The organism is Peiella sedimenti (assembly GCF_030504955.1).
Lineage (GTDB): Bacteria > Pseudomonadota > Alphaproteobacteria > Caulobacterales > Caulobacteraceae > Brevundimonas > Brevundimonas sedimenti.
In genome coordinates, this window is the sequence record NZ_JAUKTR010000001.1 from 904,941 (window position 1) to 925,108 (window position 20,168).

Below are 20,168 nucleotides of genomic sequence, written 5' to 3' on the forward strand. Positions count from 1 at the left end.
GATCTCGTGACCCAGCACTTTCCAACGCGTCAGCTGCGCTTCTTCCTGACGGCGCCGACGCCGTGCCCCTATCTGCCGGGCAAGGAGGAGCGAAAGGTCTTCACCCACCTGCCGCTGACGGACGGCGCCGAGCTGAACGACCACCTGACCCAGGTGGGCTTTCGCCGCTCGCAGAACATCACCTACCGCCCTGCCTGCGAGGCGTGCGACGCCTGCATGTCGGCGCGCATTCCGGTGCGTGAATTCCAGTTCTCAAGAGCCCAGCGCAAGGTCCTGAACCGCAACGCCGATCTGTCCCCCATGCTGGTCGAGGCCGAGGCCACGCCGGAGCAGTTCGACCTGTTGCGGACCTACCTGCTGTCACGCCATCCCGAGGGCGGCATGACCGACATGGGCTGGGCCGACTATGTGGCCATGGTCGAGGACACGGCCGTACGCACCCACATCATGGAATATCGCCTGCCCGCCAAGGACGACGGGCCGGGCGACCTGGCGGCCTGCGCCCTGGTGGACGTGCTCAGCGATGGGCTGTCGATGGTCTACAGCTTCTATGATCCGGCGCTGGAGCGGCGCAGCCTGGGATCGTTCGTGATCCTGGATCACCTGCGCCAAGCCCAGACGGTCGGGTTCGAGTACGTCTATCTGGGCTATTGGGTCCGGGGCAGCCGCAAGATGGATTACAAAGCCAGGTACCGTCCGCTCGACGTGCTCAAACCCGGCGGCTGGGTGCGGCTGGAGGATGAGGCCGAGGCCTAGAGCCTCAGTACCACCACCTCGACGATGGGCCGACGGTCCCACAGGCGCTGAGACGCCTTCTTCACCGCCCGCGCGATGGCCTGTTCGATGACGACTTCGTCCTCCAGCGCCTCGCCCTTCAGCTTGAACAGCGCGTGCTCAGCCGTCTCGGCCAGGTCATCCAGGGCGTCGTCCAGCGTCTGGTCCTTGTCGCCGGGCAGGCCGAGGCCGCGCACGTCGATGTCGCTGACCAGCTTGCCCCGCCGATCCATGGCGAAGCTGACCACCACGACCCCGTTGTGGGCCGCGTGCCGCCGCTCGCGCAGCGCATCCCCGTGGGCCGGAGTCAGCAGGCCGCCATCGACATACAGGCGCCCCGAGGGAACCTCGTCGATGATCTGGGCGCGCCCGGGCGCCAGGCGCACCATCTCGCCGTTGCGGGGCGTGACCTGCTCCGGGACCTGAAGGTCGCGGGCCAGGTTGGCGTGCTCCAGCAGGTGGCGGCGCTGGCCGTGCGTCGGCACGGCGATGCGCGGCCGGGCCCAGCGGTACATCTGGCGCAGCTCTTCGCGGCACGGATGCCCCGAGACGTGGATGCCCGGGTGGTCGCGTTCGGTGTAGAGGCGTACGCCCAGGTCCGCGAGCCGGTCCTGCAGCGCGCCGATGGCCAACTCGTTGCCGGGAATGACACGGGACGAGAAGATGCAGTGATCCCCCTCGCCCAGCCTCACATGCGGGTGCGAGCCTTCGGAGATGCGCGACAGGGCCGCGCGGGGCTCGCCCTGGCTGCCGGTGCACAGATAGAGGATCTGGTCGTCCGGGAAGGACTTGGCCTGATCGTCAGGGATGAAGGGCTTCACATCGGCCAGCAAGCCCACGGACTTGGCCGCCGCGGTGATGCGGTGCATCGATCGCCCCACCAGCGAGACGCGTCGTCCACAAGCCTCGGCGGCGCGGATGACCGAGTCCAGCCGGGCCACATTCGAGGCGAAGCAGGCGACGGCCACCTTGCCCTTGAGCGAGCCGATCAGGTTCGTCATGGCCGTGCGGACTTCGGCCTCTGAGCCGGCCACGCCCTCGACGAACACGTTGGTGGAATCGCACACCATGGCCAGCACGCCCTCGTCGCCGAGGCGCTGGATAGCGTCTGCGTCGGTGACGTCGCCGATGACGGGGTCGGGGTCGATCTTCCAGTCGCCCGTGTGCAGCACCGTGCCCAGGGGTGTGCGGATGGCCAGGCCGTTGGGCTCCGGGATCGAGTGGGTCAGGGTGACCATGTCGATGCTGAAGGGGCCGATCTGGATCGTCCCGCCCAGCGGCACCTCGATGATCTCAACCTCCTCCAGAATGCCGGCGTCGCGCAGCTTCTCGCGGATCAGAAAGGCCGTGAAGGGGGTGGCGTAGAGGGGCGCCCTCAGCTTGGGCCACAGCCAGCCCAGGGCCCCGATGTGGTCCTCGTGGGCGTGGGTCAGCACGATGCCGAGGATGTTCTCTCCCTCGGCGAAGCTGGCGTCCGGGACGATCACGTCCACGCCCGGGGTCGAGGAGTCGCCGAAGGTCACGCCCACGTCGACCACGATCCACTGGCGGTTATCCTCCGGGCCGTAGCCGTAGAGGTTCAGGTTCATGCCGATCTCGTTGGACCCGCCCAGGGGCAGGAAGACCAGCTCATCGTTCTTGTTTTTCATGTGACCTTTCAGGTCGTGTTGCGGCGCTGAATTTCAAGCAGACCCTTGAGGGTGAGGTCCGGATCGAAGACGTCGATCTTGTCGGTCGCCCCCTCGAACAGCGAAACCACCCCGCCCGTTCCGATTACGGTCATGGGCCTGCCCCACTCGGCCTTGATGCGGTCCACCAGCCCCTCGATCAGCGCGATATAGCCCCAGAAGACGCCCGATTGCATGTTGGCGACGGTGTCCTTGCCGATTACCGACCTCGGGCGGGCGATGGCGATGCGCGGCAGCATGGCCGCCGCCTCGTGCAGGGCCTGGAGCGACAGGTTGATGCCGGGGGCGATGACGCCGCCCTCAAAGGCGCCGTCGGCGGCGATGACATCGAACGTGGTGGCCGTGCCGCTGTCGACCACGATGGCGTCGCCCGGATAGGCGACATGGGCGCCGATGGCGTTGACCAGCCGGTCGGCCCCGGCCTCGCTGGGCTTGTCGGTGCGCACCGGAATGTCCAGCCGGGCGTTGTCGCCCACCACCAGCGGCTCCACGTTGAGATAGCGGCGCGACAGGTTGCGCAGGTTGAAGATGGACTGCGGCACCACGCTGGAGACGATGCAGGCGTCCAGATGGCTGAGGGTCAGGCCGTGCATGGCCAGGAGCTGGGCCAGCCAGACGGCGTACTCGTCCGCGGTGCGGGCCGCGTCGGTGGAGGTGCGCCACTGGCCCAGCCACTCGGAGCCGTCGTGAACGGCGAAGAGGGTATTGGTGTTGCCCTGCTCGATGGCCAGCAGCATCAGCCGCCTCCCGGGAATACGTCGCCCGCCGATACCAGCCGAAGGGTCCCGTCGGGAAGCCTGAGCCTGAGCGCGCCGTCGGGCGCGACGCCTTCAGCGGTCCCTTCGAGGGTCTCCGAGCCGAGGCGAGCGACGCAGGGGCCGTGCAGGCCCGTGGCGCGGGCGGACCAGGCGGCAAGTATGGGCTCTGGTCCTTCGCGAAGCCAGACCTGAAGCCAGCGGTCTAAGGCTTCGGCCAGGAACGCCATGGCCTCGTCCTGGGTCGGAGCGGCCGTCGCGTGCGGCCCCAAATGCTGAGCCAGGCTGGCGGCGCGGTAAAGCAGCGGCTCGGGTGGGGTCGAGGACAGGTTCACGCCGATCCCCACGCCCAGCCACAGGCCGCCCCCGGCTGCGGGGCCGGACTCCACCAGCACGCCCGAGCACTTGGCGCCGTCCAGCAGCACGTCGTTGGGCCACTTGATGCTGACCAGGCCAGGCGCGGCCCAGCCGTCCAGCAGGTCGGCCACGGCCAGGGCGGCCACGAAGGTCACGCGCGCTGCGTTCGGCGGAGAAAGGTCGACGAAGGTGAGCAGGGTCGCGGCCAGATCGCCCTCGCCCGTGCTCCAGCTTCGCCCGCGCCGGCCGCGGCCTGCGGTCTGGCGACGGGCGGCGAACCACAGCGGATCGGTCTGTCCCGCCTCGGCGGCTTTGCGCGCCTCAGCGTTGGTGGAGTCGGTTACGTCCAGCCACAGGATCGGCGGTGCGGGCAAACGTCCCCTGCCCTAGAGCTTGATCGGCTGAGGAAGAATCGCCTTCGCGATTTCGCCGATGCCGTGAATCAAGCTCTCGCTAAGACGTTGGGCCGAATTCTGAGTTTCGTTGAAGCGCATTCAACTCAACCGATTTCGGCCTAACCGAGACCGAGCGACTGGGCCGCCCAGGCGGCGCGTCCGTCCAGCAGGCCCAGGGCCAGCAGCACCAGCGGGAAGGAGAAGGCCGCGCAGGCCATGGCCAGCCAGCGCGCGTCCCGGGGGCTGCGGTCCGCCTCGCCCACCGGGGCGTCGAACCACATCACCTTGACGATGCGCAGGTAGTAGAAAGCCGCGATCACCGAGGCGACCAGGCCGATGGCCGCGAACACCCACAGGCCGCTGGTCACCGCGGCGCCGAAGACGAACACCTTGGCCCAGAAGCCGGCCAGCGGCGGCATGCCCAGCACCGAGAGGGACAGGATGGTCAGCGCGATGGCGAAGCCGGGCTTCACCTTCCAGAGGCCCGCCAGGTCGTCGATCGTCTCGATGGGGTTCCCCCGGCGCGACAGGGCCAGCAGACAGGCGAAGAAGCCGATCGAGTCGATCACATAGAGGGTGGTGAAGACCAGCACGGCCTTCAGGCCGATGGTCCCGCCCGCCGCCACGGCCAGCAGGGCGTAACCCATATTGGCGATAGAGGAGTAGGCGAGCAGGCGCTTGATGTTACGCTGGCGCAGGCCGCCGAGCGCGCCCACGGCGAAGGACAGCATGGCCACCAGCACCACCACCTGACGCCACTGCTCGGCGGCGTCGGCGAAGGGGCCCAGCAGGACGCGGGCGATCAGCACCAGGGCCGCCATTTTGGAAGCCGAGGCGAAGAAGGCCACTGACGGCGTCGGGGCGCCCTCATAGACGTCCGGCGTCCACATGTGGAAGGGCGCGGCCGAGACCTTGAAGATCATGCCGGCGATCACGAACACCAGGCCGAACAGCACGGCGGGATCGGCGCCGCCCTGCACCGCGACGGCCAGGTCGACGAAGCGCATGGAGCCCGCGAAGCCATAAAGCAGGCTGGCCCCGTAGAGCAGGATGCCCGAAGACAGGGCGCCCAGCACAAAGTACTTCAGGCCCGCCTCGGACGCCTTGGCGTCGTCCCGATTGAAGGCCGCCAGGACATAGAGGGCCAGCGAAGACAGCTCGAGGCCCATATAGAGCGAGATCAGGTCGCCGGCGGAGACCATGATGCTCATGCCCAGGGTCGAGAGCACGATCAGCACGGGGTACTCGAAGCGCGGTCGCCCTCCCCTGTGCTGCCAGCCATGGCCCAGCGAAACGGCGGCCATGGCGGCGAGGAACAGCACGACCTTGGCGAAGACTGACAGGCGGTCAGCCGTGAAGGCCCCGCCAAAGGCCGCGCCCAGCGGACCGGTGGCGGCGAAGACGGCGGCCAGGCCCAGCACGACGGCGCAGATCAGGCTGACCCAGCCGGCAGCGCGCTCGCCGGCGAAGGCGCCGAGCATGAGGGCGAACATGGCGCCGATGGCGAGCGTCAGCTCGGGCCGCAGCAGCATCAGGATGGCGTTTAGGTCCATCGGGATCAGCCTCCGACCGCGGCGGTATAGTTGGACACGAGCGCCTGCACCGAGGCGTCGGTGACGTCGAACACGACGCCGGGCATGAAGCCCAGCCAGAGCGTGCCGATGATGAGCGGGATGAACACCACCACCTCGCGCCAGTCCAGATCGGTCATGGTGGCCATGGCGGGGTTGGTCATCTTGCCGAACATGACGCGACGATAGAGGGTCAGGGCGTAGACCGCCGACAGGATCACGCCCGAGGTGGCGATGAAGGCGGTCCAGGTCGAAGCCTGGTACGTGCCGGTCAGGCTGAGGATCTCGCCGACGAAGCCGGAGGTGCCCGGCAGGCCCACATTGCCCATGGTGAAGAAGAGGAACACCGCCGCGTACCAGGGCATGCGGTCGGTCAGCCCGCCATAGGCCGCGATCTCACGCGTGTGAGCGCGGTCATAGACGACGCCGACACAGAGGAAGAGCGCGCCCGAGATCAGGCCGTGGCTGAGCATCTGGAACACGGCGCCCTGGAGCCCCTGGGCGTTGGCGGCGAAGATGCCCATGGTGACCAGGCCCATGTGCGCCACCGAGGAATAGGCGATCAGCTTCTTGATGTCGGTCTGCCGGAAGGCGACCAGCGAGGTGTAGACCACGGCGATGGCCGACAGGGCGAACACCAGCGGCGCGAACATCTGCGAGGCGTCCGGGAACATGGGCAGGTTGAAGCGCAGGAAGCCGTAGCCGCCCAGCTTCAGCAGGATGCCCGCCAGGATCACCGACCCGGCCGTGGGCGCCTGGACGTGGGCGTCGGGCAGCCAGGTGTGCACCGGCCACATGGGCATCTTCACCGCGAAGGAGGCGAAGAAGGCCAGCCACAGCAGCGGCTGCACCGCGGGGCTCCAGGCGTAGGCGGCCAGCTCGGGGATGCTGGTCGTGCCGGCCGTGGCCGCCATGTAGAGCATGGCCGCCAGCATCAGAACCGATCCGAGGAGCGTGTAGAGGAAGAACTTGTAGGCCGCGTAGATGCGGTTCTGCCCACCCCACACCCCGATGATGAGGAACATCGGCACGAGGCCGCCCTCGAAGAAGATGTAGAACAAGAACAGGTCCAGCGCCGTGAAAACGCCGATGACCAGGGTCTCCAGGATCAGGAAGGCGATCATGTACTCCACCACCCGATCGGTGATGGAGCGCCAGCTGGCTACGATGCACAGCGGCAGCAGGAACGCCGTCAGCAGGACGAACAACACCGAAACGCCGTCGACGCCCAGGTGATAGCCCGCGCCCGAGAACCACTCGGCGCGCTCGACGAACTGATAGCCCGGGTTCGACGGATCGAAGCTGGCGGTCAGCCCGACAGCGACAGCCAGCGTCGCGAGCGTGACGCCGAGCGTGGTCCACTTGGCGATGGAGACGCGGCGGTCCGCGTCGCCCTTCATCAGGGCGGCGAGCAGCGCGACCAGGCCGGCGCCGACCAGGGGCAGGAAGGTGACGATGCTGAGCACGTAAGGCATCACAGGTTCCTCAGCCCCAGGCGTACAGCGCGAAGGTCAGCAGCCCGGCGACCCCCAGCAGCATGACGAAGGCGTAGTGGTAGACGTACCCGGTCTGGGTTTTCACGACGCGGGCGCCGGATTTCAGCGCCGCCCAGGCCGCGCCGTTGGGGCCGAGGCCGTCGATGATGCGCACGTCGCCCACCTTCCAGAAGAGGTCGCCCAGGCCCTTCGCGCCCCGTACGAACACCGCCTGGTACAGCTCGTCGAAGAACCATTTGTTGTAAAGAAAGCGGTGCAGCGGCCCGCCGTTGTCGGCCATGCGCGCGGCCAGACCCTGACGGATCAGGTAGAACCAGACGGCGAAGGCCGTGCCGGTCAGGCTGACCACCAGGGGCGCGAACAGAACCCAGGTCGGAACCTCGTGGCTCTCGTGCAGGACGTGGTTGTGCTCGGCCGTGAAGATGGCGCCGCGCCAAAACTCGCCCTCATGGTGGCCGACGAAGAAGTCCCAGAAGACGAAGCCCGAAGCGACGGCTCCGACCGACAGCACCAGCAGCGGCAGGATCATCACCCACGGGCTTTCGTGCGGCTTGTGATCGTGGCCGTGGTGGCCATGGCCGTGATCATCGGCTAGCGGCTCGTCGTGGGTCTCCAGCTGGGCGTGGCTGGCGTGGTCGTCGGCGTGGTGAGCGTCACCGTGCTCCCACTTGGCCTTGCCGTGGAAGGTCATGAACACCAGACGCCATGAGTAGTAGGCGGTCAGGCCGGCGGCGAAGAGGCCGATGATGAAGGCGAACATGCCCACCGGGTTATGCTGGCCGGCGGCGAAGGCGCTCTCGAGGATGGAGTCCTTCGAATAGAAGCCCGCGAAGCCGAACTTGAAGTCGTGACCGGGAATGCCCAGGCCCGTGATGGCGATCGTGCCGATCATCATCACCGCATAGGTGATGGGCAGGTAGCGGGCCAGCTTGCCCATGTTCCGCATGTCCTGCTCGTGGTGCATGCCGTGGATCACCGAGCCGGCGCCCAGGAAAAGCAGGGCCTTGAAGAAGGCGTGGGTGAACAGGTGGAACATGGCGGCCTGATAGGCCCCCACGCCCGCCGCGAAGAACATGTAGCCCAGCTGGGAACAGGTCGAATAGGCGATGACGCGCTTGATGTCGTTCTGGGCCAGGCCGACCGTGGCGGCGAACAGGGCGGTGATGGCCCCGGTGATCGCGATGATCATCGCCGCGATCGGCGCATGCTCGTAGAGCGGGCTGAGCAGGCAGACCATGTAGACGCCGGCGGTCACCATGGTGGCGGCGTGGATCAGGGCCGAGACCGGGGTCGGACCTTCCATGGCGTCGGGCAGCCAGGTGTGCAGGAAGAACTGGGCGGACTTGCCCATGGCGCCGATGAACAGCAGGAAGCCGGCGAGATCGAGAGCGCTCCAGGTCTGGCCCAGGAACGACCAGCCCTCGCCCTGCACGGTCCCCCACAGGGGCAGCAGCTCGTCGAAGCGGATGGTCCCGAACATCCAGAAGACGGTCATGATGCCCAGGGCGAAGCCGAAGTCGCCCACGCGGTTGACCACGAAGGCCTTGATGGCGGCGGCGCTGGCGGTGTCCTTCTGGTACCAGAATCCGATCAGCAGGTAGGAGGCCAGGCCCACGCCCTCCCAGCCGAAGAACAGCTGCATGAAGTCGTTGGCCGTCACCAGGGCCAGCATGGCGAAGGTGAACAGGGACAGGTAAGCGAAGAACCGCGGCTTGGACGGATCCTCGGCCATGTAGCCCCAGGAATAGAGGTGCACGAGCGCCGACACCGTCGTCACCACGATCAGCATGACCGACGACAGGGCGTCGATGCGGATCGACCAGGTCGACTGGAAGTCGCCCACCTGGATGAAGGGAAACAGCTCGACCAGGAAGTTCTCCTGATGGCCCCAGGCGTGCGCGGCGAAGTTGGTCCAGGCCAGGGCGCAGGATAGGAACAGCAGGCCCGTGGTCACGGCCATGGAGGCCTTGTCGCCGATGCGGCGGCCGGTGAGGCCCGCGATCAGCGCGCCCAGCAGAGGCGCGAAGACGGCCAGGGTGACGATCGTCTGGGGCGTCAAGGCTCAGCCCTTCATCAGGTCGGCAGAATCCACGGCGATGCCGCCGCGGTTACGGAAGAAGGTGACGAGGATGGCCAGGCCGACGGCGGCCTCGGCGGCTGCCACGGTCAGGACGAACATGGCCATGATCTGGCCCGCCACGTCGCCCAGGAAGGCGGAGAAGGCGACGAAGTTGATGTTCACCGCCAGCAGGATCATCTCGATCGACATCAGGATGACAATGATGTTCTTGCGGTTCACGAAGATGCCGAAGACCCCGATGGTGAACAGGATCGCGGCGACCGTCAGATAGTGGCCAAGGCCGATCGTCACAGCAGATCCTCCGGCTTGACGCCCTTTCCAGTGGGCATGGGCGCCGACTTCACCGACAGGTCGCGGCGGCGGCCCACCTGAACGCTGATGTCCTGGCGGCGCACGGTGGGCTTGTGGCGCAAGGTCAGGACGATGGCCCCGATCATGGCGACCAGCAGCACCATGCCGGCGATCTGGAAGAAGTAGGCGTACTGCGTATAGAGCACCCGGCCGATGGCGACCGTGTTCGGCGCGTCGCCCACCACGGGCCGCGTCGCCTCGCTGGCCGCGCCGGCGTTGGCCACGGCGAAGGAGACCAGGATCATCTCGGCCAGGAGGATGATGGCCACTACCCCGCCCACGGGCAGGTAGCGCACATAGCCGGCGCGAAGCCCGGCGAAGTCCACGTCCAGCATCATGACGACGAACAGGAACAGGACCGCGACGGCGCCCACGTAGACGACCACCAGCAGCATGGCCAGGAACTCGGCGCCCATCAGCACGAACAGTCCGGCCGACGAGAAGAAGGCCAGGATCAGGAACAGCACCGAGTGGACCGGGTTGCGGGCCGAGATCACCGCCAGGCCCGACAGGACCGTGACGGCGGCGAGAATGTAGAAGGCGATCGCCTCGAGCATGGGCGCGGAGAACTCCGAAATCGGCCGGGCGGGCCGGCGAACGCTGAAAAGGGGCGACGAATCCCCCCTCCCCGCGCCCGGTCCGGGCGCGCACCTTCTAGACCGCCGGTTCGGGAATGCAAAGGGCGAAGGCGGGCGAAAGGAGCCCGATTTCCACCGCGCGAAACGGATGGCGAAACCGCGTCCGAGCGCCCATCTTGGCGCCATGACCGAAGCCGCTCCGCCCCCCGACCGCAGCTACCTCCTGGGCACCCACGACGAGGAGATCGCCCGCCTGGGCCTGCAGCATCGTGTCTGGCAGGCCGAGGCCATGACCGGCTGGAGGGCAGCCGGATTCACCGAAGGCTCGCGCCTGATCGATGTGGGCGCTGGACCCGGCTGGGCCACCACGGACTTGGCGCGCATCGTCGGCAAGGCCGGCGAGGTTCTGGCGCTGGAGCGCTCGGACCGCTTCCTGGCGCACCTTGCGGCCACCCGCGACGCGCTGGGCCTGGATCAGATCAAGCCCAGACGCATGGACCTGATGGAGGACGATTTCGGGGCTGACGGCTTCGACGGAGCCTGGATTCGCTGGGTGCTGGCCTTCCTGCCCGACCCGACCCTGGCCCTGAAAAAGCTGGCCGGCGCGCTGAAGCCCGGCGGCGCCCTGGTCATTCACGAGTACGTCGACTGGCAGACCTTCAGGCTGTTGCCCGAGGTGGAGAGCCAGCGCGATTTCGTGGACTTCGTCCTGGCCGACTGGCGCGCGTCGGGGACCGAGCCGGACATCTCGCGCCGCTTCGGCGAAATGCTGCCCCAGGCCGGGTTCCGCATCGAGGCGCAGCGGCCCATCGTCTGGATCGCGCGACCGGACGAATACACCTGGCGCTGGCCGCACAGCTTCATCCACGGCTACCTGCGCCACCTGGTCGGCGCCGGAAAGGTCGAACAGGCCTGGGCCGACCGTATTCGCGCGGACTTCGACGCCGCATCGCGCGATCCGAACGCTCGCGTGGTGACGCCGCTGGTCATGGAGACCATCGCCCGGCGGGTGTGATCGGGGCGCCCCCAGCAACCTTAACTGCCCAACACCGTTCTGTGGGCAGAAGTTTCGCTGGAAAGAACTCCCCATGACCGCCCATCAAGCCACGCTGTCAGCCCTCGCGGCCGGCGCCCTGGCCCTGTCCGCCGCCGGCGCCGCCCAGGCGCAGACGCCCTACACTTCTTACGGCAACCAGGGTCCGGCCATCCCGTCCTCGTGTCGCAACGTCGAGCAACTGGCCAACGGCTATGTCTCGGCGCAGTGCCAGGCCGAAGGCGGCTGGCGCTGGAGCTCCCTGCGCGTCGTCGACTGCCGCAGCGCCATCAGCAACCGTGACGGCGTCCTGACCTGCAGCGGGGCGACCGGAACCGTGGGGCCGCTGTATCCCGACACCTCCTATGGCCAAACCTCGGTTCAGGACCAGCCCGGCAGCGTCTTCGGCGCCCTCCTCGGCGCCCTGTTCGGCGTTCAGCCCGCCCAGCAGGATCAGGCGCTGGAGGACGACTGGGGCCGGGGTCGTCGCCCCCTCTATCAGCGCCGGGCCGATCTGGACGCCCGTATTGAGGCCGGCATTCGAGACGGCTCCATCAGTCGCGCCGAGGCGGCCCGCCTGCGTTCCGACTACGAGGCGCTGGTGCAGCTGGAAACCCGTTACGCCGCGGACGGCCGCATCACCGAATCCGAACGAGCCGAGCTGCGCCAGCGTTATCGCGCCCTGTCCCAGCGTGTCGCCGACGAGCGCCGCGATGACGACTATGGCGGCGGCTACGACCAGCCCTGGACGCCTCTGGCCGAGCGCCGCTACGCCTTCGAAAGCCGCGTCCAGGCCGCCGTGCGCGCCCGCACCCTGAGCCGCGCCGAGGCGATCCGGCTCAACGCCGACTTCCAGAGCCTGATGCGGATGGAAACCGACTACCGACGCGATGGCCTGAGCCGGCGTGAACAGGAGGAGCTGACCCGCCGCCTGGCGGACCTTGAGCGCCGCATCGGCGACGACGGTTACACGGACGGCTACTATCCCGATCCGCGCGCGGCCGAGATCGAGGCCCGCATCGCCGCCGGCGAGCGCAGCGGCGCTATCAGCCGCACCGAGGCCGCCCGCCTGCGTGAGGAGCTACGCGAGCTGACCCGCCGTTGGGCCGAACTCGAAGCACGGGTGCAATACAGGCGCTGATAGGGCCGCTGTCCCTTCTCCCCCTCGCGAGAGAGGGGACGCGCATCACCGATACGGCGCGTCGATGCGCAGGTTGCGGGCGATCTCGCGCTCCCAGCGGTCGCCATTCGCCAGCAGACGCTCCTTGTCGTAGTAGAGCTCCTCACGGGTCTCGACCGAGAACTCCTGGTTCGGGCCCTCGACGATGGCGTCCACGGGGCAGGCCTCCTGGCACAGGCCGCAGTAGATGCACTTGACCATGTCGATGTCGTAGCGGGTCGTGCGGCGGCTGCCGTCCGGACGCGGTTCGGACTCGATCGTGATGGCCTGGGCCGGGCAGATGGCCTCGCACAGCTTGCAGGCGATGCAGCGCTCTTCCCCGTTGGAATAGCGGCGCAGGGCGTGCTCGCCCCTAAAGCGCGACGACTGCGGGTTGCGCTCGAACGGATAGTTCACCGTCGCCTTGGGACGGGCCATGTACTTCAGCGACAAGCCGATGGCGCCCCAGACATCCAGCAGCATGGCGCCGCGGACGGCCTGGCCGATACGTTGCATCATCATCTCACGCTCCGGCTGCACAGCCGCTCCCAGCGTTCGTCGTCACGGTCCAGCGTGGCGCACAGGCTCTGGCGCTCCTCCACCTCACGGCGGATGCGCTCCTGCTGCTCGTACTGGGCATAGGGGTTCTGCGGCGGCCCTTCATAGGCGGCGCAGGCGGCGACCGTCAGCAGCAGGCCAAGGGCGAACAGGGCGCGCATCACGCCCCCGGTCCGAACACGCGCCAGGCGGCGATGCCGACGACGGCCACCAGCGAGGTGGGCAGGAACACCTTCCAGCCCAGGCGCATCAGCTGGTCGTAGCGGTAACGGGGCACAAAGGCCTTCACCATGGCGAACATGATGAACCACAGCACGACCTTGATGAAAAAGACGCCGAACAGGAACAGGTTGCGCGCAAACTCGGGCCAGGCGTCGGCGAAGCCGATCGGGAAGCCGGGGTTCCAGCCGCCGAAGAACAGCAGCGTCACCATCACGCACATGAAGACGATGTTGGCGTACTCGCCGATCATGAACAGCAGATACGGCGTGGAGGAGTATTCCACCTGATAGCCGGCCACGAGCTCGGACTCCGCCTCGGGCAGGTCGAAAGGCGGGCGGTTCGTCTCGGCCAGGGCCGAGATGAAGAAGACGATCGCCATGGGCAGCATGATGACGATCATCGGCAGGTTGTTGAGGCCGCCGCCGAATACGTTCCAGTTCCAGATCCAGCCGGACTGGAGGGTGACGATCTCGGACAGGTTCATGGTCCCGGCCAGCAGGATCACGGTGATGATGACGAAGCCGATGGAGACCTCGTAGGAAACCATCTGCGCCGCAGAGCGCAGGCTGCCCAGGAACGGGTACTTCGAGTTCGAAGCCCAGCCGCCCATGATGATGCCGTAAACGCCGAGGCTGCTGATCGCCAGGATGTAGAGGATGCCCACGTTCAGGTCGGCGATGACCCAGCCCGGCGCGAACGGGATCACGGCCCAGGCGATAAAGGCCAGGATGAAGGTGATCAGCGGCGCGGCCAGGAACACGATCTTGTCGGCGCCGGCGGGCACGACAATCTCCTTCAGCACGAACTTGAAGAAGTCGGCGAAGGACTGCAGCAGGCCGAAGGGGCCGACCACGTTGGGCCCTTTTCGCATCTGCACCCCGGCCCAGACCTTGCGGTCGGCCAGCAGCAGGAAGGCCAGCGAGATCAGGATGCCGACCGTGACCAGCAGGATCTGGCCCGTGGTGATCAGCGTCCAGCCGAGCGGAGAGCTCCAGAAGCCGTTCATGGGTTACTCCGCCGCCATGGGGGCCTGGGCCTTGACGCGCAGGGCCGACAGCTCGGCCATGATCACGCTGGCCCGCGCGATGGGGTTCGAGAGGTAGTAGTCGGTGATGGGGCTGGCGAAGGCGCCCGTATCTTCGGCCTTCTGCACCAGCTTGCGGTCGCCCAGGCTGGACAGGTCCAACGGCTGAGCGGCCTCGGGCACATAGTCGATGCGGCCGAAGCTGGGATGCTCCGCCATCAGCAGGGCCCGCAGCTGGTCATGGCTATCGTAGGGCAGCGTCTTGCCGAGGCGCTCGGACAGGGCGCGCAGGATGGCCCAGTCCTCCTTGGCTTCGCCCTTGGGGAAGACGGCGCGTTCGCCCATCTGCACCCGGCCTTCCATGTTCACATAGAGGCCCGGCTTCTCGACCCAGGCCGCGGCCGGCAGGATCACGTCGGCGCCGTGCGCGCCGCGGTCGCCGTGGCTGCCCACATAGACCTTGAAGGCCGAACTGGCCGAGGCGTCGCACTCATCCGCGCCCAGCAGCATCAGCACGTCCAGGGCGCCGGGCTTGAGCATCTCGCGCGCCGACAGACCGCCGGCGCCCGGCAGGAAGCCCATGTCCAGGCCCGCCACGCGGCTGGCGGCGTTGTGCAGGAAGTTGAGGCCGTTCCAGTCGGGCCGAACGACGTTGTAAGCCTTGGCCATGTCGGCGACGGCGCGCAGCACCTGCGGCCCGTCCTCGCGCGACAAGGCCCCGGGGCCGACGATGATGGCGGGCGCCTTGGCCCCTTCCATCAGCCTGACGAAGTCCTTGTCCAGCTTCAGCAGGGACTGAAGACCGCCGCCCAGCTGCTTGACGCCGAAGGTGGTTTCTACGGCCCGGCCGACGGCGCCCACGGTGACGTGGTTGGCCAGCCAGCCCTTGCGCAGGCGCGCGCCCAGCAGCGGCGCCTCACGCTTCAGGTCAGCGCCGACCAGCAGCACCACATCGGCCTGTTCGATTCCGGCGATGGTGGAGTTGAACAGCCACCCGGCCCGCTCGGCGCCGCCGCCCAGGGCCGATCCGTCCTGGCGGCAGTCGGTGTTGGCCGAGCCCAGGGCGCGGAACAGGTCCAGCGCCGCCTTCATGGACTCGGCGTCCTGAAGATCGCCCGCGATGACGCCGACGCGATCCGGCGATGAGGCCGACAGCTTGGCCGCCACGGCGTCCAGCGCCTCGTCCCACGAGGCGGGCGTCAGCTTGCCGCTCCGGCGCACATAGGGCCGGTCCAGGCGCTGGCGGTTCAGGCCGTCGACGATGTAGCGGCTCTTGTCGCCCAGCCACTCCTCATTCACGCCCTCGTGGACGCGCGGCAGGATGCGCATGACCTCGGCGCCGCGGCTGTCGACGCGGATGCTGGAGCCCATGCCGTCCATGACGTCCACGCTGAAGGTCTTCTTCAGCTCCCACGGGCGGTAGTGGAACTGCCAGGGCCGGTGCGTCAGCGCGCCCACCGGGCAGATGTCGCTCAGATTACCCGACAGCTCGGACGTGACCGCGTCCTCGACATAGGTGATGATCTCGGCGTCCTCGCCGCGTGAGATCAGGCCGATCTCGCTTTCACCAGCGATTTCAGTGACGAAGCGGACGCAGCGCGTGCACTGGATGCAGCGCGTCATATAGGTCTTGATGGTCGGGCTGATGGCCTTCTCTTCGACCGCGCGCTTGTTCTCGAGATAGCGGCTTTCGTCGCGGCCATAGTACATGGCCTGGTCCTGCAGATCGCACTCGCCGCCCTGGTCGCAGATGGGGCAGTCCAGCGGGTGGTTGATGAGCAGGAACTCCATCACGCCCTTGCGGGCCTTCTCCACCATGGGCGTCTTGGTGAAGATCTCCTGGCCGTCGGCGGCCGGCAGGGCGCAGCTCGCCTGAGGCTTGGGCGGCCCCGGCTTCACCTCGACCAGGCACATGCGGCAGTTGCCGGCGATGGACAGGCGCTCGTGATAGCAGAAGCGCGGAATCTCCTCGCCCGCGCGCTCGGCCACCTGGAGCACGGTCATGCCGGGCTCGAACTCGACCTCGACGCCGTTGACCTTGGCTACGGGCATTCCTCTTTACTCCGCCGCGATCGCGTGGCCCGCGAAGGAGCCCTTGCGCGCGCGATAGGTGTTGATGCGCTCTTCCACCTCGGGGCGGAAGTGGCGGAACAGGCCTTGGATCGGCCAGGCGGCCGCGTCTCCCAGGGCGCAGATGGTGTGGCCCTCGACCTGACCGGCCACGTCGAGCAGCAGGTCGATCTCGCCCGGCTCGGCCTCGCCGGCCGCCATGCGCTCCATGACCCGCCACATCCAGCCGGTGCCCTCGCGGCAGGGCGTGCACTGGCCGCAGCTCTCATGCTTGTAGAAGTAGCTGATGCGCGCGATGGCCCGGACCAGGTCGGTGGACTGGTCCATGACGATCACCGCCGCTGTGCCCAGGCCCGACTTGAGGTCGCGCAAGGAATCGAAGTCCATCAGGGCGGTTTCGCACTGTTCCGCCGGGATCAGGGCCACGGACGAGCCGCCCGGGATCACGGCCTTCAGGTTGCCCCAGCCGCCGGTGACGCCGCCGCAGTGCTCTTCCAGGAGCTGCTTCAGCGGAATGGACATGGCCTCTTCCACGTTGCAGGGCTTGTTCACGTGGCCTGACACGCACATCAGCTTGGTGCCGGTGTTGTTCGGACGGCCGAAGCCCGCGAACCAGTCGGCGCCGCGACGCAGGATCGTGCCGACGACCGCGATTGACTCGACGTTGTTGACCGTGGTCGGACAGCCGTAGAGGCCCGCGCCGGCGGGGAACGGCGGCTTCAGGCGCGGCTGGCCCTTCTTGCCCTCCAGGCTTTCGAGCAGGGCCGTCTCCTCGCCGCAGATATAGGCCCCGGCGCCGTGGTGGACGTAGATGTCGAAATCCCAGCCGTGGACGTTGTTCTTGCCCACGAGCCTGGCCTCGTAGGCCTGCTTGATGGCGGCCTCGAGGATCTCGCGCTCGCGCACGTATTCGCCGCGGATATAGATGTAGCAAGCGTGCGCCTGCATGGCGAAGCTGGCGATCAGGCAGCCCTCGATCAGCAGGTGCGGATCATGGCGCATGATCTCCCGGTCCTTGCAGGTCCCGGGTTCGGACTCGTCGGCGTTGACGACCAGATAGTGCGGCCGCCCTTCTCTCACCTCCTTGGGCATGAAGGACCACTTCAGACCCGTGGAGAAGCCCGCCCCGCCCCGGCCGCGCAGGCCAGAGTTCTTGACGTTGTCGATCACCCAGTCGCGGCCCATGGCGATCATGTCGGCCGTGGCGTTCCAGCAGCCGCGCTTCTTCGCCCCTTCCAAGCCCCAGTCGTGCAGGCCGTAGAGGTTGGTGAAGATGCGGTCCTTGTCCTGAAGAATCCCGACCACGCTTTAGAGTCCTTCCGCCAGACGGCGCTTGTGATGACGGGTGCGAAGGAAGATGGCCACGACCATGGCGGCCCAGCCCAGCGCCAGCATGCCATAGCCCACCAGGGTCGCCTGCTGCGGCAGGGCGCCGCCTGATACGGACAACACGACCAGCGCGCCCAGCACGATCAGCGCCAGCCCGCCCAGCCGCCACGGCGCGGCCACGGCGCGCAGTTCGCGCCGGTATTCGGCGCGGCCCTCGGGCGTATCCAGATCAGGGCGAGCCGTCACGCCGGCTCCTTCCTGGGCTGGCTGTTGGGCAGCACCTTGATCTTCTTGGCGGCCGAGCCGTCGTACAGGGACGGATCGGTCAGGGTCATGGGGCCGCCCTCGGGTTCGGACGCCACGCGGCCGATGTACGAGCCCGGCTTGGGCGACTTGCCGGCGGCGAAGTCGTCTATGATCTGACTCAAGGTTTCGGCGGTAAGGTCTTCAAAATAATAGTCGTTGATCGCCGCCATAGGGGCATTGCAGCAGGCGCCCAGGCACTCGACCTCTTCCCAGAACAGCTTGCCGTCGGCCGACAGGGCCTGCTTGGGTCCGATCTTGTCCTTGCACACCTGGATCAGGTCGCCGGCGCCGCGCAGCATGCAGGGCGTGGTGCCGCACACCTGCACCAGGGCCTTTGAGCCCACGGGCGACAGCTGGAACATGGTGTAGAAGGTGGCCACCTCCAGCACACGGATGGTGGGCATGCCCAGCAACTCGGCGATGGCGCGGATCGCGGGCTCGGAGACCCAGCCCTCCTGCTTCTGGACCAGCCACAGAATCGGGATCACCGCCGACTGCTTGCGCTCGGCCGGGTACTTGGCGATCCACCACTCGGCCTCCTTCATCGTCGCCTTGGAGAAGGCGAACGAGGCCGGCTGTTCCTTGGCCAGACGACGGACGCTCATCGGTCCACCTCTCCGAAGACGATGTCGAGGCTGCCCAGGATGGCGGACACGTCGGCCAGCATGTGGCCGCGGTTCATCCAGTCCATGGCCTGCAGGTGCTTGAAGCCCGGCGCGGCGATCTTGCAGCGGTAGGGTTTGTTGGTGCCGTCCGACACCAGATAGACGCCAAACTCGCCCTTGGGCGCCTCGGCGGCGGCGTAGACCTGGCCCTCGGGCGTGCGGAAGCCCTCGGTGTAGAGCTTGAAGTGGTGGATCAGCGCCTCCATCGAGCGCTTCATCTCGCCCCGGCTGGGCGGCGTGACCTTGTGGTCCTCGGCCAGCACCGGCCCGCGCGTCACCCGCAGCTTTTCACAGCACTGACGCATGATGCGGATGGACTGCTTCATCTCCTCGATGCGGCAGAGATAGCGGTCCCAGCAGTCGCCGTTGACGCCGGTGACGACGTCGAACTCCAGCTCGGCGTAGCACTCATAGGGCTGGCTGCGGCGTAGATCCCACGGCACGCCCGAACCGCGCAGCATCACCCCGGTGAAGCCCCAGTCCAGCGCCTGCTGCTTGGAGACCACGCCGATGTCGACGTTGCGCTGCTTGAAGATGCGGTTCTCGGTGACGAGGCTCTCGATGTCCTTCAGCGCCGCGGGGAACTCAACGGTCCAGCGGTCAATATCCTCGACCAGCTCGGGCGGCAGATCGAGGCGCACCCCGCCGGGGCGGAAATAGTTGGCGTGCAGGCGCGAGCCCGAGGCGCGCTCGTAGAAGACCATCAGCTTCTCGCGCTCTTCGAAGCCCCACAGCGGGGGCGTGAGCGCGCCGACGTCCATGGCCTGGGTCGTGACGTTGAGCAGATGGTTCAGGATGCGGCCGATCTCGCAGTACAGCACGCGGATCAGCTGGGCCCGGTACGGAACCTCCAGCCCCAGCAGCTTCTCGATGGCCAGGCAGAAGACGTGCTCCTGGTTCATCGGCGCCACGTAGTCGAGGCGGTCGAAGTACGGGATGTTCTGGATGTAGGTGCGCGCCTCCATCAGCTTTTCGGTGCCGCGATGCAGCAGGCCGATGTGCGGGTCGACGCGCTCGACCACCTCGCCGTCCAGCTCCAGCACCAGGCGCAGCACGCCGTGGGCCGCAGGGTGCTGCGGGCCGAAGTTGATGGTGAACTTGCGGTCGTCCTCGCCGCGCGCGTGGATGTCGATGTCGCCGTCGGCGGCCATTACTTCACCCCTTGCGCCTTTTCGTCGCCCGGAAGCACGCCGGACCCACGCGCATACTCGGCCCCCTCCCATGGGGACAGGAAATCAAAGTTGCGGAATTCCTGCGGCAGCTTGACCGGCTCGTAGACCACGCGCTTCTGGGTCTCGTCCCAGCGGCACTCCACATAACCCGTCATCGGGAAGTCCTTGCGCAGGGGATGCCCCACGAAGCCGTAGTCGGTCAGGATGCGGCGCAGATCGGGGTGACCCGAGAAGCCGATCCCGTACAGGTCAAAAGCCTCGCGCTCAAACCAGTCGGCGTTCGGGAACACGCCCGTGATCGAGGGTACGGGGTTGGTCTCGTCCGCCGAGACCAGGACGCGGATGCGCTGGTTCCGCGTCATGGACAACAGGTGATAGGCCACGTCGAAACGCTCGGCTCGCTGGGGGTAGTCCACGCCGCACAGGTCGACCAGCTGCTGGAATTCGAACGCCGACTTTAGGGCCTCCATGACCCGGATCACCGCCTCGCGCGGCACGCGCAGGTTCAGCTCGCCGAAGGCCGCCTCCGCGGCCAGACAGTCCCTGCCCAGCGCCTTGGTGAGCGCCTTCCCGAGGCCCGCCATT

General features: G+C 67.4%; 20 protein-coding genes. 3 read left to right on the forward strand and 17 right to left on the reverse strand.

The annotated features are described in order from the left end of the window. Positions 1 to 6: 6 nt before the first annotated feature. Positions 7 to 756 (forward strand): arginyltransferase, encoded by a 750-nt coding sequence (locus Q0812_RS04705; RefSeq protein WP_302109122.1) that lies wholly within the window; start codon positions 7 to 9, stop codon positions 754 to 756. Here Q0812_RS04705 and Q0812_RS04710 read toward each other — a convergent pair. From Q0812_RS04710 to Q0812_RS04745, 8 genes are all read right to left on the reverse strand, one after another. Beyond that, complete coding sequence (locus tag Q0812_RS04710) at positions 753 to 2,423, reverse strand: ribonuclease J (protein WP_302109123.1); 1,671 nt, start codon at positions 2,421 to 2,423, stop codon at positions 753 to 755. The genes Q0812_RS04705 and Q0812_RS04710 overlap by 4 nt on opposite strands. An 8-nt stretch (positions 2,424 to 2,431) precedes the next feature. After that, on the reverse strand, positions 2,432 to 3,202 hold the full coding sequence (locus tag Q0812_RS04715; RefSeq protein WP_302109212.1) for a type III pantothenate kinase: 771 nt from the start codon (positions 3,200 to 3,202) through the stop codon (positions 2,432 to 2,434). Then, positions 3,199 to 3,948 carry a biotin--[acetyl-CoA-carboxylase] ligase gene (locus Q0812_RS04720; RefSeq protein WP_302109124.1) on the reverse strand — a complete coding sequence of 250 codons (750 nt, stop codon included), beginning with the start codon at positions 3,946 to 3,948 and terminating at the stop codon, positions 3,199 to 3,201. Before Q0812_RS04720 ends, Q0812_RS04715 begins: the two co-directional genes overlap by 4 nt. A 140-nt stretch (positions 3,949 to 4,088) precedes the next feature. Further along, complete coding sequence (gene nuoN, locus Q0812_RS04725) at positions 4,089 to 5,522, reverse strand: NADH-quinone oxidoreductase subunit NuoN (protein WP_302109125.1); 1,434 nt, start codon at positions 5,520 to 5,522, stop codon at positions 4,089 to 4,091. A gap of 5 nt (positions 5,523 to 5,527) precedes the next feature. Then, positions 5,528 to 7,015 carry an NADH-quinone oxidoreductase subunit M gene (locus tag Q0812_RS04730; RefSeq protein WP_302109126.1) on the reverse strand — a complete coding sequence of 496 codons (1,488 nt, stop codon included), beginning with the start codon at positions 7,013 to 7,015 and terminating at the stop codon, positions 5,528 to 5,530. A 10-nt stretch (positions 7,016 to 7,025) separates the two neighbouring features. Beyond that, complete coding sequence (gene nuoL / locus Q0812_RS04735) at positions 7,026 to 9,095, reverse strand: NADH-quinone oxidoreductase subunit L (RefSeq protein ID WP_302109127.1); 2,070 nt, start codon at positions 9,093 to 9,095, stop codon at positions 7,026 to 7,028. A 3-nt stretch (positions 9,096 to 9,098) separates the two neighbouring features. Further along, positions 9,099 to 9,407 carry an NADH-quinone oxidoreductase subunit NuoK gene (gene nuoK, locus Q0812_RS04740; RefSeq protein ID WP_302109128.1) on the reverse strand — a complete coding sequence of 103 codons (309 nt, stop codon included), beginning with the start codon at positions 9,405 to 9,407 and terminating at the stop codon, positions 9,099 to 9,101. Beyond that, positions 9,404 to 10,024 (reverse strand): NADH-quinone oxidoreductase subunit J, encoded by a 621-nt coding sequence (locus tag Q0812_RS04745; protein ID WP_302109129.1) that lies wholly within the window; start codon positions 10,022 to 10,024, stop codon positions 9,404 to 9,406. Before Q0812_RS04745 ends, nuoK begins: the two co-directional genes overlap by 4 nt. 205 nt (positions 10,025 to 10,229) lie before the next feature. Between Q0812_RS04745 and Q0812_RS04750 the strand changes: the two genes are divergently transcribed. Further along, positions 10,230 to 11,060, forward strand: a complete 831-nt coding sequence (locus Q0812_RS04750; RefSeq protein ID WP_302109130.1) for a methyltransferase domain-containing protein — start codon at positions 10,230 to 10,232, stop codon at positions 11,058 to 11,060. Positions 11,061 to 11,133: 73 nt separating this feature from the next. Continuing rightward, positions 11,134 to 12,219, forward strand: coding sequence for a hypothetical protein (locus Q0812_RS04755; protein ID WP_302109131.1), 1,086 nt, complete (start codon positions 11,134 to 11,136; stop codon positions 12,217 to 12,219). 45 nt (positions 12,220 to 12,264) lie between these two features. Here Q0812_RS04755 and nuoI read toward each other — a convergent pair whose 3' ends face one another. From nuoI to Q0812_RS04800, 9 genes are read right to left on the reverse strand one after another with little or no spacing between them, the layout of a single operon-like run. Continuing rightward, positions 12,265 to 12,756, reverse strand: coding sequence for an NADH-quinone oxidoreductase subunit NuoI (gene nuoI / locus Q0812_RS04760; protein WP_302109213.1), 492 nt, complete (start codon positions 12,754 to 12,756; stop codon positions 12,265 to 12,267). After that, a complete protein-coding gene (locus Q0812_RS04765) occupies positions 12,756 to 12,956 on the reverse strand; it encodes a hypothetical protein (RefSeq protein ID WP_302109132.1) in 201 nt (66 codons plus the stop codon). The genes nuoI and Q0812_RS04765 overlap by 1 nt, the downstream gene beginning before the upstream one ends. Further along, positions 12,956 to 14,023 carry an NADH-quinone oxidoreductase subunit NuoH gene (gene nuoH / locus Q0812_RS04770; protein ID WP_302109133.1) on the reverse strand — a complete coding sequence of 356 codons (1,068 nt, stop codon included), beginning with the start codon at positions 14,021 to 14,023 and terminating at the stop codon, positions 12,956 to 12,958. Before nuoH ends, Q0812_RS04765 begins: the two co-directional genes overlap by 1 nt. A gap of 3 nt (positions 14,024 to 14,026) precedes the next feature. Next, positions 14,027 to 16,093 (reverse strand): NADH-quinone oxidoreductase subunit NuoG, encoded by a 2,067-nt coding sequence (nuoG, locus tag Q0812_RS04775; protein WP_302109134.1) that lies wholly within the window; start codon positions 16,091 to 16,093, stop codon positions 14,027 to 14,029. A 6-nt stretch (positions 16,094 to 16,099) separates the two neighbouring features. Beyond that, positions 16,100 to 17,416, reverse strand: coding sequence for an NADH-quinone oxidoreductase subunit NuoF (gene nuoF / locus Q0812_RS04780; RefSeq protein ID WP_302109135.1), 1,317 nt, complete (start codon positions 17,414 to 17,416; stop codon positions 16,100 to 16,102). A gap of 3 nt (positions 17,417 to 17,419) precedes the next feature. Further along, positions 17,420 to 17,686, reverse strand: a complete 267-nt coding sequence (locus Q0812_RS04785) for a hypothetical protein (RefSeq protein ID WP_302109136.1) — start codon at positions 17,684 to 17,686, stop codon at positions 17,420 to 17,422. Then, positions 17,683 to 18,351 carry an NADH-quinone oxidoreductase subunit NuoE gene (gene nuoE / locus Q0812_RS04790; protein ID WP_302109137.1) on the reverse strand — a complete coding sequence of 223 codons (669 nt, stop codon included), beginning with the start codon at positions 18,349 to 18,351 and terminating at the stop codon, positions 17,683 to 17,685. The genes Q0812_RS04785 and nuoE overlap by 4 nt, the downstream gene beginning before the upstream one ends. After that, complete coding sequence (locus Q0812_RS04795) at positions 18,348 to 19,562, reverse strand: NADH-quinone oxidoreductase subunit D (RefSeq protein WP_302109138.1); 1,215 nt, start codon at positions 19,560 to 19,562, stop codon at positions 18,348 to 18,350. The genes nuoE and Q0812_RS04795 overlap by 4 nt, the downstream gene beginning before the upstream one ends. Further along, complete coding sequence (locus tag Q0812_RS04800) at positions 19,562 to 20,167, reverse strand: NADH-quinone oxidoreductase subunit C (protein WP_302109214.1); 606 nt, start codon at positions 20,165 to 20,167, stop codon at positions 19,562 to 19,564. The genes Q0812_RS04795 and Q0812_RS04800 overlap by 1 nt, the downstream gene beginning before the upstream one ends. Between the last annotated feature and the right edge of the window lies 1 nt (position 20,168).

What these genes read in the sequence shown, in the direction of transcription:
- Q0812_RS04710 (WP_302109123.1), bottom strand. Translation starts at nt 2,423, where the DNA reads ATGAAAAACAAGAACGATGAGCTGGTCTTCCTGCCCCTGGGCGGGTCC.
- nuoN (WP_302109125.1), bottom strand. Translation starts at nt 5,522, where the DNA reads ATGGACCTAAACGCCATCCTGATGCTGCTGCGGCCCGAGCTGACGCTC.
- Q0812_RS04730 (WP_302109126.1), bottom strand. Translation starts at nt 7,015, where the DNA reads ATGCCTTACGTGCTCAGCATCGTCACCTTCCTGCCCCTGGTCGGCGCC.
- Q0812_RS04745 (WP_302109129.1), bottom strand. Translation starts at nt 10,024, where the DNA reads ATGCTCGAGGCGATCGCCTTCTACATTCTCGCCGCCGTCACGGTCCTG.
- Q0812_RS04750 (WP_302109130.1), top strand. Translation starts at nt 10,230, where the DNA reads ATGACCGAAGCCGCTCCGCCCCCCGACCGCAGCTACCTCCTGGGCACC.
- Q0812_RS04755 (WP_302109131.1), top strand. Translation starts at nt 11,134, where the DNA reads ATGACCGCCCATCAAGCCACGCTGTCAGCCCTCGCGGCCGGCGCCCTG.
- nuoI (WP_302109213.1), bottom strand. Translation starts at nt 12,756, where the DNA reads ATGATGCAACGTATCGGCCAGGCCGTCCGCGGCGCCATGCTGCTGGAT.
- Q0812_RS04765 (WP_302109132.1), bottom strand. Translation starts at nt 12,956, where the DNA reads ATGCGCGCCCTGTTCGCCCTTGGCCTGCTGCTGACGGTCGCCGCCTGC.
- nuoH (WP_302109133.1), bottom strand. Translation starts at nt 14,023, where the DNA reads ATGAACGGCTTCTGGAGCTCTCCGCTCGGCTGGACGCTGATCACCACG.
- nuoG (WP_302109134.1), bottom strand. Translation starts at nt 16,093, where the DNA reads ATGCCCGTAGCCAAGGTCAACGGCGTCGAGGTCGAGTTCGAGCCCGGC.
- nuoE (WP_302109137.1), bottom strand. Translation starts at nt 18,351, where the DNA reads ATGAGCGTCCGTCGTCTGGCCAAGGAACAGCCGGCCTCGTTCGCCTTC.
- Q0812_RS04795 (WP_302109138.1), bottom strand. Translation starts at nt 19,562, where the DNA reads ATGGCCGCCGACGGCGACATCGACATCCACGCGCGCGGCGAGGACGAC.
- Q0812_RS04800 (WP_302109214.1), bottom strand. Translation starts at nt 20,167, where the DNA reads ATGGCGGGCCTCGGGAAGGCGCTCACCAAGGCGCTGGGCAGGGACTGT.